Here is a 13,842-nt window from a genome sequence, read left to right as displayed (position 1 = left end):
GCGCGATCGTCAACTATGGCAAGCGATACCGAGCTGGGCTTCGTGTCGCCACCAGCCTCGCCGAGTCAGCAGTGAATTCGCTTGTCGGCAAACGCATGGTCAAGAAGCAGCAGATGCGCTGGTCTCTGGTCTCTCCACGGTGCGCACATGCTCATGCAGGTCAGGACGGCGGAGATCAATGGCGAACTTCGCGAGCGGCTGCGGGCACCGTTCCGACGGCCAGAACCGAACGTGCCTCCATTATTCAAGCCCAAACCGCCCCTTCTGCGCGCCGCCTAACCCCAGAGAAGTTACCGGTCTCCGACACGCGCTTCCCCGCCGGTTCGGGCTCCGGTGCCGCGACCACTGCCGGAACAAACAATGGCTCCGGTGCCGGCGCATTCGCCAATGGCACCCGCGCGGAGCGACGCCAGGCGAACAACTGCTGCGGGGACAATGCATATCGCCGCGCCACCGCGCTCACGGTCTGGTGAGGACGGCGGGAGGGACTGGGTCTCCGCGCGCTTCTTTATCCACTTCCGAAGAAGGTTCGCATTGACCCCATGTTCGAGCGCAAGCCTCGATACCGACACGCCAGGCTCAAGGCAGGCCGCGACAAGACGGTCCTTCGATGCGCCCCGTGGGTCGGTCAAAATCCCCCGGGTGTGGTCACTTGAAACTCCCCCACCCGATGATCACCGGCAGCGCTACTGAACAGCGGTAGCCGGTAAGGCAGGACGTTTATTTTCATCCCCTTTCTATAGCGAGGGGACCGGGAGTTGAACGTCTTGAAGGCACATCTGCAAAGCACCGTACTAACATTACTTGATCGCAACACCAGCCAGCGCGAGATTCAAAGGCTGACGGGTGTCGATCGCAAGACGATTCGGCGTTACCGAGCGCAGCGGGCTGGTGCGGAGGCAAATTCCCCCGGGGAAGTGACCACCGGCTTTTGGGGTGTCGGGAGCGACGGTCACCAGCAGCCTGGCCGGGCTTGTCACGTTATCTGAGATAGATCGGATTAAGGCCGCTGCTGCAGAATTCAGGCGAGCGTTCCGGTCATGGTCTTCCACGCCGCCATGGCCTGGAGGCGGTGGAGGTGAATGGCAGCTGCCGAGCGTTTGATGCGAGGTGGGACGAAGAGATTTCTGAGGGCAGAGAAGATCGAGACGAAACGTTGCAGCGATCCCGGTGATCGGAACCCCTGCATCATGCGCTCCCGCTTTCGCAACGGCACATGCGAATTCTCGGCGCGGTTGTTGAGACCTTTGTGCGACCGATGTTCGACGTTCGGCATGATCTGGCGGCGTGCGGCGCCGTAGGAACGCAGCTTGTCGGTGACCATCCGCTTCGGCGTGAGACCCTGCTTTCTCAGGAGCCGGATCAGCAATCGCTTTGCCGCCTTGGTGTTGCGCCGGTTCTGGACGATCTCATCAAGTACACAGCCGTCCTGATCGACGGCCCGCCACAACCAGTGCTGTCTGCCGGCGATGGTGATGACAACCTCGTCCAGGTGCCAGATGTCGTTCCGGCTGGGCTGCTTGCGGTGAAGGCGACGCGCGTAGTCGGGCCCGAATTTCTTTCCCCACCGGCGGATCGTCTCGTAGGAAACGACAATGCCGCGCGCCAGCAGCATTTCCTCGACCAAGCGCAGGCTCAGCGGAAACCGAAAATAGAGCCACACCGCATGGGATGACCTCAGGCGGGAAACGATGGCGCTTGTAGTTGATGGCAGACGCGTTCATGCCAGTGCGTCTATCGCCGCGATACCTGACAAGCAGTTACCGTGACATCGCCCCTTGCCACATAATCAAGGCTATCTTCCCATGGTTCGGCCCTTAAGCCATGCCCGCGAAAGTTTGCAACACAACCCTTCCGCGTGGTCCAATGTCTGACGATGACAGACTTCCGACATAGCGGTGCAAGCGCCATAAGATTGTTTCAACACGACTTTACCAATTGGCACGACGCATGCGAGCAACGTCTCACGGACCGAGGATCGAGTCGGAAGTCAGAGATAGCCTGATGCCGATTGACGCTCGGTCGCCCCACAGATCGCAACCGGGAGTCAACGGCAATGGCAAGAAGAGCGTTCATTCTGGTTGAAGGCGGTGCACGTACTGGTATGCTATACGTCGAAGCGGCGCAGCGTCTTGGCCTTCATCCAATTATGATGTCGGCTGACCCAGCTCAGTACGACTATCTTGCGGCGCAAAACATTGAGACAATCCGTGTCGATACAGGCAATCTCGATGCGCTGATCCGCGAATGTTCCAGGCTGCGTGCGACCTATGACATCGCTGGAATTACGAGCGTCGGGGACTTGTTCTATGCGACAGCTGGCAACCTTTGCCGGTGTTTCGATTTACCAGGACCGGACCCAGCATCGGTGGAACGGTGCTGCGACAAATTCACCCAACGTCAGCTCCTCGCGCAGGCCGGCGTTCCAGTACCCGCTTATCGGGTAGCAGCGAACGCGGCGGACATAGAAAGCTCTGCTGCGGTGATTGGTTTGCCGGTGATAGTCAAGCCAGCCGTAGGCAGCGGCAGCAGGGGCGTCCGATTATGTCGTGACAACGAGGAGTTAGCCGAACATGCAGCCTATCTGTTGGATGGTAACTACATATGGGGTTCTTCACCAAGAATTCTAGTCGAAGAGTTCGCAGACGGTCCCTACTATTGCGCTGACATAATGGGAAAAGAGGTCGTTGCGATCTCCGCTGCTGACTCCGGTCCGTCTCCGCATTTCGTTTTTCGTGAGTTGACCTATCCGGCCCCGCTGACTGAGGATGAGTGCAGTTGTATCGCCGATGTTTCTTTGAGTTGCTTGCGAGCTCTCGGGCTTGGCTGGGGCCCAACATGCATTGAGTTCCGGTGGACGTCCCACGGCCCCGTCGTTATTGAAGTCAACCCACGTCTAGGTGGTGCGCCCGGACCCCAACTGGTTCAGTTGGCTTACGGTATCGATATTGTTACGGAGCACATTAAGATTGTCATCGGCGACAAATGGGATTTGCGCAGAAGGCATTCGCATGTTTCGGCCGCACGGATCCTAGTTGCTGATCGCGATGGCACGCTCGATTGGATCAAGGGGGTCAGTGAAGCGGCTGCTGTACCTGGTGTCTCTGAGGTCAAATTGTATGTGGGACCCAAGGCGTCGATCGTCACGAAAGGCGACCTCCGAGACTGGATGGGATACGTCGCCGTCGCCTCACCCAGCTTCGCTGAGACAGAGGCTATACTTGAGCGTGCGGTAGAGTTCCTCAGTTGGTCGATCACTCCGGATACCGTAACATAGAACTTACTGGCGTCGTCAACTTAACGAAACGGGAACAGGCCGATGCCGAGCAGCCCATTCTCCGACTGCCGCTTTACATAGACATCGTCGGGAATGTAATTGGCGACCAGCGTCGGAATGCCGATGCCGAGGTGGCGTAGCCGTCTTGAAGTTAGCGGGCAGCCTGTGCTGCCAGCTTCTCGATTCCGAAGCCCAGTTCGATATTCTCGATGCGGTCCTTGAACAGTTTTGTCAGCCAGCCGACATCGCGGCTGGGTTTTGCCGTGCCGACCCGAATCGCCTGCATGCTGTTGCCGACCTTGTGAACGATAAGCTCGGGGCGCCGGACGCCGAGCCCCTTTTCTGAAGCGCCTCGCTGAGTTGCACGACCAGACGCGAGGGGCTTGTCACGTTATCTGAGATAGATCGGATTAAGGCCGCTGCTGCAGAATTCAGGCGAGCGTTCCGGTCATGGTCTTCCACGCCGCCATGGCCTGGAGGCGGTGGAGGTGAATGGCAGCTGCCGAGCGTTTGATGCGAGGTGGGACGAAGAGATTTCTGAGGGCAGAGAAGATCGAGACGAAACGTTGCAGCGATCCCGGTGATCGGAACCCCTGCATCATGCGCTCCCGCTTTCGCAACGGCACATGCGAATTCTCGGCGCGGTTGTTGAGACCTTTGTGCGACCGATGTTCGACGTTCGGCATGATCTGGCGGCGTGCGGCGCCGTAGGAACGCAGCTTGTCGGTGACCATCCGCTTCGGCGTGAGACCCTGCTTTCTCAGGAGCCGGATCAGCAATCGCTTTGCCGCCTTGGTGTTGCGCCGGTTCTGGACGATCTCATCAAGTACACAGCCGTCCTGATCGACCGCCCGCCACAACCAGTGCTGTCTGCCGGCGATGGTGATGACCACCTCGTCCAGGTGCCAGATGTCGTTCCGGCTGGGCTGCTTGCGGTGAAGGCGACGCGCGTAGTCGGGCCCGAATTTCTTTCCCCACCGGCGGATCGTCTCGTAGGAAACGACAATGCCGCGCGCCAGCAGCATTTCCTCGACCAAGCGCAGGCTCAGCGGAAACCGAAAATAGAGCCACACCGCATGGGATGACCTCAGGCGGGAAACGATGGCGCTTGTAGTTGATGGCAGACGCGTTCATGCCAGTGCGTCTATCGCCGCGATACCTGACAAGCAGTTACCGTGACATCGCCCTGGCAGTACATGCGGCAGAACTGGCTCTCAAACCGCGTCTTCGACAGCTACGAGGCAATTATCGACGCCGCGTGCGATGCCTGGCACAAACTGCTCGCCGCTCCCGAAACAATCACATCCATCGGAATGCGAGAATGGGCCCATGTCGGTCAAACCCAATGACTCTTGGTATTACAACCCGCCGGGGCGGTCATGTCGACACCGCCAACAGCTTGGGCAGCCGCACCAGATTGTAAGCGGCGGCGCTGAGGGTGAAGGCCCATCCGACGCGGTCGCGGCCACGCAACTTTGTCTTTGCCTGCCCGGCGACCATCTTGATCCATCCGAACGCCTCCTCAATGCGTTTGCGGATGCGCTGGCTGACGGCATAGCCGCCGTGCCGCGTCGTGCGCCCGTCGATCGCCGAACGACGGCCGTTGGTGTTCTGCGCCACGTGTGGTGTCACCCTCATCGCGCGCAACTCGTTGATGAAGTCCTCAGCGTCATAGGCCTTGTCGGCGCCAAGCGTGATTGCCTGCGGCCTGTCGGCATAGGGTTCGATCATGTTTGGTTATTCGAAAATCGGCGCAGAGCCAACCATGTCAATACATGGTCGGACGCTATATCAAACCAGATGTCAAAGTGTTGGCCCTTGGGTAATCCTTGGCAAAGCGTTTGCGTTAGATGCAATCGGAGGCACCCGTTTGCAGGAGTCGTGCGTAATTCGGCGCAGTCAAATCCGAAAAAGCGCCGCACCATCGGATAGAGCGCTTTAAAAAGAGTTTCCTTGGCCGAGAATAGAAGCGTCGCCAGCCAATTTGGGGGAAGAGCGGTCTGTCGAACGATCAAGGCACGTTCATTCTCGTTCGCGGTAATGCTCAGAATAGACTCAAGTGCATGGCCGCTGGCCAGCGTCTCGACATCCACACCGAGCTGCCAGCTAGGGTCTGCAATGGCAAAACACGCGCAGTACCGGCGTGCGTGGGTGATTGAACCGGCAGACTCTCGCGGCCACAGCGGGGCGCGGTCGGGACCGATAGGAATTTCGGGGGCAGGTAGGCCCAGCGCGTGCAAGGCCGCCTGCGCCATCGCGCGACCGGCGAGAAACTCGGCACGTCGTATCGGTAGTGCTGTGGAGACACTGGGAGGACATACTAAGGCGAGATCGTCAAACAAGTCCTCCGTGTAGTTTTCGAACTCGAACCTGCCGTGCACTAGAACCCCATCGACATGACCGGTACGATGCAAAGTAATATGGGTGAGAAATCCACGAGAGCGGGTGCATAGAGCAATGAGGTCCGTCGTGGTTGGGGCGCTTATACTGGAAACTGAGAGAGACACCGCCCTCGTGGCTAGTTCATCCCGGATTACTGTGCATCGCGATGATTGGCACCGTCGACCGATGCTCCACGGCAGAAGCACACTGTCTATACTTGCCAAGCCGACGCGGATCAGGATCGTTCTCACAGAGCTGGGTGTCGGATGGGTTGCGATAGGGGCGGCCCGTGCGCATCGCCGTGGCGGATATTATGAATGTTGCAGGCATGCTACCTCATTCTGCTGCTGGCTGTAGTGACTCCCGGATTACATCTGGCAAATCCGTTCGTAGAGATCGCCTAACGTTGCTGCCTTGAATATCTCATCCAACCGAGGCGGCCGCCAGCGTCGGCTATTCTTCAAACGAATTTGAAGTGCCGTGGCGAGAAGGCTATCTCCGCCTATGTCGAAGAAATTATCGTCCAATCCTATTTCCTTGGATTTCAGGAGAGACTTGACTTCATTGAGGAAGATATCGCTGAGATTGTCGTATAGCACGTTCTCCTTATTTCTTCCGGCTTCTTCGGATGGAGATATGTTCTCTCCGTCTGGCTCGTTGCTCGTAATTATCCGCACCTGATCGGCCCACTGCCCTAATCGTGGATACAAGGGTCGCGTCGCTACGATCACCTGGCCGTTGTCAATGGTTGCCAGTATGCGCTTTATGATGTCGATCCCCTCGTTGGGACTGATCGCCAAATTCTTTGCCTCAGATGACTGGTACGCCGCAGTCACCTGCCAGTCGTAGGAGAAATCCCAGTCATCCCAGTTGGAGTTGATCCACCGGACGCCGAGTTTGCCCTGGACCTTGCCTGCAAAGGCGTCCATGAACCTGTTCGCCGCCGTATAAGCAGCCATTGCTGGTCCGCCGAGAATGGATGCAAGGGACGAGAAAAGAAACACAAATTCCGGAGATGAGGCATGGGTAGACTGCATTCGCTCGATCGCAGCGTAGAGGTTGCGCGTCCCCACGAGTTTGGAGGCGAACTCACTGGCAGAGGTCGTGTCCTCCATCTCAGCAAGGAATTTCACACCGGCCAGTCCAGCGGCGTGAAAGACACCGTCGACCCGCCCGAATTCCTCAACCGTAGTGTCGAGCATGCTCGACAGAGCGTCGAAATCGGATACGTCGACCCGGCGAAGAATCACCCGACCCTTTGCGCTGTCAAGCGCGGCCAGTCGGCGCATCAAGCCATCTTCGAGATTCGCGCATTTCCAATCAGAACGGTCAGGCACCGCACGGCGGGTTATCCCGACGACAGTCGCCCCAAGGGTTACGAGATGTTCAGTCAAATACATACCGATCCGCCCGAGAGCTCCTGTGATTAAATAGACACCTTCCGGTTTGAAGACTTCACCTCCGGGACCTTGTGCGGCGAGGACCACCTCGGGAAAGTGCGGCACCCACCGCCGGTTCCCGCGGAGCGCGACGAGCGGTTCGGGACCAAGCTTATCACGCCCGATTTCAGCAACGAGCCGATCGGCGACGCCCGGGTCCTCTATGTTCAGGTCAACAACCCGACAATCGACCATCGGATTCTCTTGTGGTAGCACGATGGCCGGACCGAAGACGCACGCCTTTTCGGGATCTACAGGTTCCTCGCCAACCTGGACTATCCGGTCACCAACAATCCAGATATCGACCGGAGCCTCGATTGTCAGTGTGCAGAGAACGCGCGCCAAATCGAGTATCGCGTCGTAGCTGCGCAAAAGATCGGTCTGCACCGTGCCCGGATCTCCGGACGCGTCGGCGCAGCCGCTAAGGGGCCAGAGGCAGAGAATGCGGCCAGCGGGACGGTCCGAGGCGACCTCGGCGTCGAAGAGCGCCTTCAGTCCTTCTCGGGTGGGGTCGATAGTGACGAGAGACCTTTTGATTTTCATGGGTAGGTTCGAGGGTTTGGCTCGTCGGCAAACACGAACAACTTCATGGCCGGCATCCTCCAACCGCCGCGTGATGCTGTTTGCCAGTGCGTCTTCCGCAGATTTCGCATTTTCAGACGGTCGATCGGCGAGTACCAGCCAACGTAGCGTCTTTGTACTTCCGTCGCCGGGAATTGTGCGGGGAATCATTTTCTCTGTCCAAGTTTGCGCATAGGTGAATACCTCTCCTCTGCGGCGTCCTCGCTCCCCGGCCTGCGGCAGAACCATCAAGCCGGCAGTTTGACCTTCCGGCCAGCAACGGTGCCGGTCGAACGAGTACGTCGGAAGGGGAATACGTCGGCGAATACCGAACGGCTCTAATTGATCACTGGCTCGCTTCCAGTCCACCGCAACACCCAAGGACCAGAGGTTCCCGAGACATTCCAGAAGGATATGACGGTCGGTGAACTCCTCGTCGTTCTTACCGCGCGCAGCTGGTACAATCGCCGGAATTCTGGTCTTACGTTCCTCTGAATTGATTGCTTCATGCGCGAAACGCGCTAGATTGCGCGAGGGACCAAGGTCAATGAGCGCAGTTGCGCCGGCCGCAACTATGGCTGCGAGAGACCGATCGAATTGGATCTTTCCGCTTGCCTGCCTGCTCCAGTAGGTCTCGGATAGCGGTACTGCCGCCCGGTGCAGATATCCTCCTGAATTCAGAGCGACGGGCAAATTCGGTACCCCCTTCTCGAGCGTGCGGACATGTGCATCGATAATATTAGCTGCCGGTTTCATCAGGGGAGAATGGCTGGGGACGCCAGCGGTATTGAGGATCTGATTGGGAATCTCTGATTTTTCGAGTCCCTCCTGAAGCGTTTCGATCAGTTCCCGTTTCCCGGTGAAGACGACACTAGTTTTGGAATTCACGACACCGACACTGATCTCGCCAGCTTCAGCCCGGTCACGCCAAACGTCCCTCTCGAGAATGCTTTCAGCCTCCTCAGGGCTGCATTTGACCGCAAGCATGGCACCGTCAACGCCAAGGTTCGCCATGGCGCGACCACGAACGACCATGAGCCCGATAGCATCTTCCACTTTGAGAATGCCCGCTAGGGTGGCCACGACGTATTCGCCCATGCTGTGTCCGACGAGGTAGGCTGGACACACGCCGCACGCTTTAAGTAAATGTGCCATGGCATACTGCACGGAGAAGATCATGACGTTTATTTCTTCAAAGGAGGTGGCCGCATATGCATCGTTTCGGCCGAACACGAGTGACTCCAGATCACGATCCAGGACTAGGCGACTAGTGGCGGCACAAGTCAGGAAGGCCTCCCGAAAATCCGGCACGTGATCGATTAGGTCCTTGAACATCCCTACGTGCTGCACTCCGACGCCCGGCAGCATGAATGCAATCGATGGCGAGGGAAGAGCCGGATCAGCCTCGCGATCGGCCTCTTCTTCTAACCTCTTGATCGCTATGTCCAAGTTGCACGCCACAATGACCGTCCGATGATCGAAATGGCATCGCGCCACTCGTAACGTGTGAGCGACGTCACCGAGGTTGATATCCCGGTTGCGCCGCAGAAACCTGGCCAGATCCCGGCAGGCCCGGCCTAACGCCGACGGCGTCTTCGCAGATAGGCAAAGGGCGTAGGATCCCCGCGCGACCGTCCCGGGCCAAGTCCTTGTCTTCTCGGCGGTCCATTCCTGCACAACAACATGGCAATTCGTTCCGCCGGTACCGAGGCCAGTGACGCCAGCAGTTCGGGGGCGCCCCGCCCGATAGGGCCATAGTCTAAGCTGCTCGTTGACGAAGAAGGGCGTGTCCTCCAAACCCAGGTCCTCGTTCAGGCGCTTGATATTGATGGTCGGGGGGATCAGCCCGCGCTGAAGGCAAAGAACTGCCTTGATAAAGCTCGCGACTCCAGCTGCGACGTTGGCATGGCCGATATTTGGTTTGATTGACCCGAGCGCACAGGTTTTGCCTATCTCCTGTTGCCCCGCGAAAGCCTCTGCCAAAGCGCGGATCTCGATTGGATCACCAACCTTGGTGCCGGTCCCATGCGTTTCGATGTATTCTATGTCCTCAGGACCCAGCGCCGCACATTCAAGTGCCTGGCGCACAACAGCGGTCTGTCCCTGCGCGCTTGGTGCTGAGAAGGACGATTTGGCGCGGCCATCATTGTTAATGGCACATCCTTTCACCACCGCGTGGATCTGGTCTCCCGCCTCAAGCGCATCTTCGAGGCGCTTGAGAACAACGACCCCTACACCATCTCCCGTCACCGTCCCGTTCGCATCGGCATCAAATGCGCGGCACAAGCCATCGGACGAATTGATGAAACCCTCGACATACTGATAGCCCGCTTGGGGAAATATTATGCTGACCCCGCCCGCCAGCGCCATATCGCAGTGGCCGGCCGAGAGCGACTCAGCGGCCATGGCGATCGCCACCAGCCCCGTTGAGCATGCGGTTTGTACCGCGATACTTGGGCCGCGGAGGTTCAACATGTAGGACGCGCGCGACGCAAGATAGTCCTTGTCGTTGCCGAGTTCCGTTAGCCAGGCGTGCGGGGCGTCTGTAGGATCTATCAGACCGCCTCCCCTCAGATAATGCAGTAAATAGAGCGGTAGGAGCGAACCGGCAAATACCCCCGTTCGGCCCTCATGCTGTGTTGGCATGTATCCGGCCGCCTCAAGTGCCTTCCAGCAGCATTCTAGGAACAGACGATGCTGTGGGTCCATTAGCGTCGCCTCATGCATCGATAGGCCCCAGAAATCCGGATCGAAAACGTCCACATCGTCGAGATGGGCGCCCGCGCGCACATAGTCGGAGCGTTTCAGGACCTCCTCGGGAATGCCCCGGGCCTTTAGTTCTTGCGCTGAGAGCGGAACGATCGAGCAGACCCCTTGGCAGAGGTTCTCCCAGAGCACATCCACGGTCTCTGCGCCGGGAAAACGTCCGGACATACCGATTACCGCGATTTCCATGCCAGTGCCTCGGCTCCGATCGCCCATCTTAGTCCGCATCTTCCCTGCCGCAACTGAAGGTGTTTTACGGAGCGTCCCATGCTGGTGAACTCCTTGCTCGCCGCGGCGCTTGCGAAGAAGGGCTGTAAGCTCTCCAAAAGTCGGGTTGAGGAACACCTCCACTGCGCGGAGTTCAACCGCCAGTCTCTCGCGAACCTGCGTGCAAAGACGGGCAGCCAGCAAGGAATGTCCGCCGCGATCGAAGAAGTTGTCGCCTGGATCGATGGGGTCGGCCTGTAGAAGATCGCACCACGCAGCACGAAGTGCGGGTTCGACCTCATCGGCAGGCGCTTTGGGACGAGATGCCTCTTCCGCGGCAGTTGGGAGGCGCGACCGATCGAGCTTCCCGTTCGCAGCCATGGGCAACTCCGCAACTGCGACGAAGTCCGACGGCATTGCGTAATGCGGCACCTCAGAGTTCATATGCGCACGCAACGACGCCTGCCAACCGTTGCCCCGATTTCGCAAGACAACATAGGCAATCAGTTTATGAGGTTGGCCGGTGGTCGTATCAACTTCCGGGACGACCGCGGCGGAACAGACATCCGGGTGCCGTAGCAGAGCAGATTCTAGAGAGCCTGGGACCACGCTATGGCCTCGAATCTTCACCATAAAGGCGCAGCGCCCCAGGATCTCCAATTGGCCATTTGATAGCATGCGGCCAAAATCGCCCGTGCGGAACATCGTGCCATTAGTGCGAAACGGGTCGGGAATGAAGCGTTCCCGTGTCATCTCCGGGCTGTTGAGATAACCATGGCCCACAGCATTGCCGCCGACAAAGATCTCACCGGGAAAGCCCAACGGGACAGGGTCGCGCCTCTCATCGAGGACATACACACTGACGTCATACTGCGGCAGGCCTACCGGGACGACTGATTGCGTTGCCTCAAGATTTATTTCGCTAAGATCAATATTAGTTACGTCATACGTCTCAGCTATGCTGTAACTGTTGATAATTTTGACATGGTGAAGGATTGCCCTCACTCGTTCAACCAATGCTGCTGTTACAACTTCACCAGACAAGTAAATAACGCGCAAGTCTGGAAGGCGTTTATCATTGACGGCGCCGCTGCCGACAAGCACATCCAGCAGCGACGGTGTAAACATTACCCTGGTTATTCGGTTATTTTCCAGATATTCGACTAATCGATCCGGATCGTAAATGACGTCGTCCGGAATCAAGTAGGCCGGTATGCCTGCGAGAATCGGCCGCATTATCTCCCAGACCAAGAAGACATTGACCGCCTCGTGCTCATCAGGCGCGTACGGTAGCGCGTCGTAGCGCCACTGGTAAGAGGATGCTGCGCTTCGGTGCGGGCAAACGATCCCCTTCGGTTCGCCTGTCGTGCCGGAAGAGAAAGCGATGATGGCCGGGGCGTCGAGATCGAGGGCTTGTGAATTAGGGGGGGTAATATCTCCAAGTCGCGCTTCCCACCCTTCGTCCAGCGACAGTGCATGACCCGACCAGTCAGGCGGAAGGGCATCCACGAAACGGCTGTTGGTGACTACGATTTCGACGCCTGCCTTCTCAAGTGTCCGCTTGAGCGCCGCAATAGGCTGAGCCTTGTCAAGCATGACATAGGCCGCGCTTGCTTTGAGAATGCCGAACAGAGCCACGGCGTATTCGGGTGAAGTATCCATAAGGATGCCCACGCGTGAGCCTAGGCCCTGACCATGTCCCAGGAGGTGCTTGGACAGATTCTCACTCAGATCATCGAGCTCTCGGTATGTGAGGGTCGCAGCCTGTGAGACGATGGCAGGGCTATCCGGGGTGCGAGCGGCTTGTTTACGGAATTGTTCATGCAGTGGTAGCGCCGTATAAGCCAAGACATCGCCATCTCGAACGGAAGCTGGAAGTCGCGCCTTCACCTCCTCAACTTCGCTCAGGAGGGTAGACACCACCTCCTCCGTCATGGAATGGGTGAAGAAGTGGTCGCCACTAAACATAACCCGGGCGAAACGCGACGTCGTAAGCCGGCCCCATTCGTCTAGGTCATCGGCATTGAGCATTTCGTCCTGAACCCCACCCATCGCGGTGATCGCCGCTTTGAGAGGCGTTGGCAGATTTCGGTCGTAAGTCTCCGCAAGTTCGAAGTCGGCCCGCATGGGCGGCAAAATGAAGTCCGCTAGGAGTTTCTCGTTTGCCAGCGCCTCCGTCGGAACCATTCCGAGTGTCCGGACGAGATCGATCAGCTTATCATCTGTATGCTTGTACATGGGTGGTTCATCCGCCACCACATCCGCCGATTTGTGAGCAGACACGACCACATGGAAGGGAGATGGCCTCCCGGCAACCTCTAGGGAGCGAGCGACCTCGTAAGCCACGAGGGCGCCCATGCTGTGGCCGAAGAACACAAAGGGCCGATCACTGTACGCACAGAGCGCATCAGTGACTACGGATACCAGTACATCCATCCTGCGGATGACCGCATCACCTGACCGTTTGCCGCGGCCGGGAAGGTCTAGGCAAACCAGCTCAATGTCTTCGGGGAGATAGTTAAACCAACTACGGAACGACTGGACGCTGCCACCCCCATGTGGGAAGCAGATTATCCGATATGATGGCTCTAGCGAGCTCTTTATGACCTTCAGAAAACTTTTGTTCTCAGGAAGACAATTTTTCATTTCCGAGGCCCACCTAAATCAATTAAGATTCCGCGTTCAGACACAGATCCTACTAAATGGCCTGCGCCGTCGCTCGAATAATCGTCGTGCTTCTTTCAGAAAGCAATGCAACTACATATTATATTCTATTATTGTTTATTAAGTTAAGGTGAAAGTCTTTACATTGATGTAAACATCGGTTGAAATATTCGAGTGATACCCGGATTATTCTGATGCCAACGGTCAATTTGATTGACCGACGTGGGCCCATTCGCGCATTCCGATTGATGTGATGGTGTTTGGTCGTTCGATGAGCTCGCGCCAGGCCCCGCACGCGGCGTCGATGATGGCGTCGTAGCCTTCGAAGACGCGATTTGAGAGCCAGTTCTGGCGCAGATACTGCCAGACGTTCTCGACGGGGTTCAGCTCCGGCGCGCGGGGCGGCAGGAAGATTAGCGGGCGATGTCACGGTAACTGCTTGTCAGGTATCGCGGCGATAGACGCACTGGCATGAACGCGTCTGCCATCAACTACAAGCGCCATCGTTTCCCGCCTGAGGTCATCCCATGCGGTGTGGCTCTATTT

3 protein-coding genes and 10 pseudogenes are annotated in these 13,842 nt (G+C 57.7%); 4 read left to right on the top strand and 9 right to left on the bottom strand.

Features of this window, described 5'->3' with window-relative positions; all coding sequences use genetic code 11:
* A pseudogene (locus D3227_RS43475) lies at positions 1-279 on the top strand (hypothetical protein); the annotation flags it as partial.
* Between the two features lie 191 nt (positions 280-470).
* Here the strand turns inward: D3227_RS43475 and D3227_RS43470 are convergent.
* Positions 471-614: pseudogene (locus D3227_RS43470) on the bottom strand (transposase); the annotation flags it as partial.
* Between the two features lie 118 nt (positions 615-732).
* On the opposite strand from D3227_RS43470, the pseudogene D3227_RS38150 reads away from it, so the two are divergent.
* Positions 733-971 (top strand): annotated as a pseudogene (locus D3227_RS38150) (IS21 family transposase); the annotation flags it as partial.
* Positions 972-1,021: 50 nt separating this feature from the next.
* Here D3227_RS38150 and D3227_RS38145 read toward each other — a convergent pair.
* Positions 1,022-1,724, bottom strand: a pseudogene (locus D3227_RS38145) (IS6 family transposase).
* A gap of 332 nt (positions 1,725-2,056) precedes the next feature.
* Here D3227_RS38145 and D3227_RS38140 point away from each other — a divergent pair.
* Positions 2,057-3,277: an ATP-grasp domain-containing protein gene (locus D3227_RS38140; protein WP_120019197.1), complete on the top strand. Its 1,221-nt coding sequence runs from the start codon at positions 2,057-2,059 to the stop codon at positions 3,275-3,277.
* A gap of 26 nt (positions 3,278-3,303) precedes the next feature.
* Here D3227_RS38140 and D3227_RS42415 read toward each other — a convergent pair.
* From D3227_RS42415 to D3227_RS38130, 3 pseudogenes are all read right to left on the bottom strand, one after another.
* Positions 3,304-3,411: pseudogene (locus tag D3227_RS42415) on the bottom strand (succinyl-CoA--3-ketoacid-CoA transferase); the annotation flags it as partial.
* A gap of 26 nt (positions 3,412-3,437) precedes the next feature.
* A pseudogene (locus D3227_RS43465) lies at positions 3,438-3,655 on the bottom strand (DNA polymerase Y family protein); the annotation flags it as partial.
* A gap of 53 nt (positions 3,656-3,708) precedes the next feature.
* A pseudogene (locus D3227_RS38130) lies at positions 3,709-4,411 on the bottom strand (IS6 family transposase).
* 41 nt (positions 4,412-4,452) lie between these two features.
* Here D3227_RS38130 and D3227_RS43460 point away from each other — a divergent pair.
* Positions 4,453-4,626 (top strand): annotated as a pseudogene (locus tag D3227_RS43460) (IS630 family transposase); the annotation flags it as partial.
* A 28-nt stretch (positions 4,627-4,654) separates the two neighbouring features.
* Here the strand turns inward: D3227_RS43460 and D3227_RS38125 are convergent.
* From D3227_RS38125 to D3227_RS38110, 4 genes and pseudogenes are all read right to left on the bottom strand, one after another.
* Positions 4,655-5,008: pseudogene (locus tag D3227_RS38125) on the bottom strand (transposase); the annotation flags it as partial.
* A complete protein-coding gene (locus tag D3227_RS38120; protein ID WP_281035049.1) occupies positions 5,005-5,658 on the bottom strand; it encodes a 4'-phosphopantetheinyl transferase family protein in 654 nt (217 codons plus the stop codon). The gene D3227_RS38120 and the pseudogene D3227_RS38125, both read right to left, overlap by 4 nt.
* A 369-nt stretch (positions 5,659-6,027) precedes the next feature.
* The gene (locus D3227_RS38115) at positions 6,028-13,278 is read right to left on the bottom strand and encodes a type I polyketide synthase (protein ID WP_120019195.1); all 7,251 of its coding nucleotides are present in this window, start codon (positions 13,276-13,278) and stop codon (positions 6,028-6,030) included.
* Between the two features lie 222 nt (positions 13,279-13,500).
* Positions 13,501-13,713, bottom strand: a pseudogene (locus D3227_RS38110) (transposase); the annotation flags it as partial.
* Positions 13,714-13,842 lie beyond the last annotated feature (129 nt).

Origin of the sequence: Mesorhizobium waimense (genome assembly GCF_003601975.1) — a bacterium.
Taxonomy (GTDB): Bacteria; Pseudomonadota; Alphaproteobacteria; order Rhizobiales; family Rhizobiaceae; genus Mesorhizobium; species Mesorhizobium waimense.
Note: the sequence above shows the minus strand (reverse complement) of the source record. Positions and strands in the feature narration are given on the sequence as shown.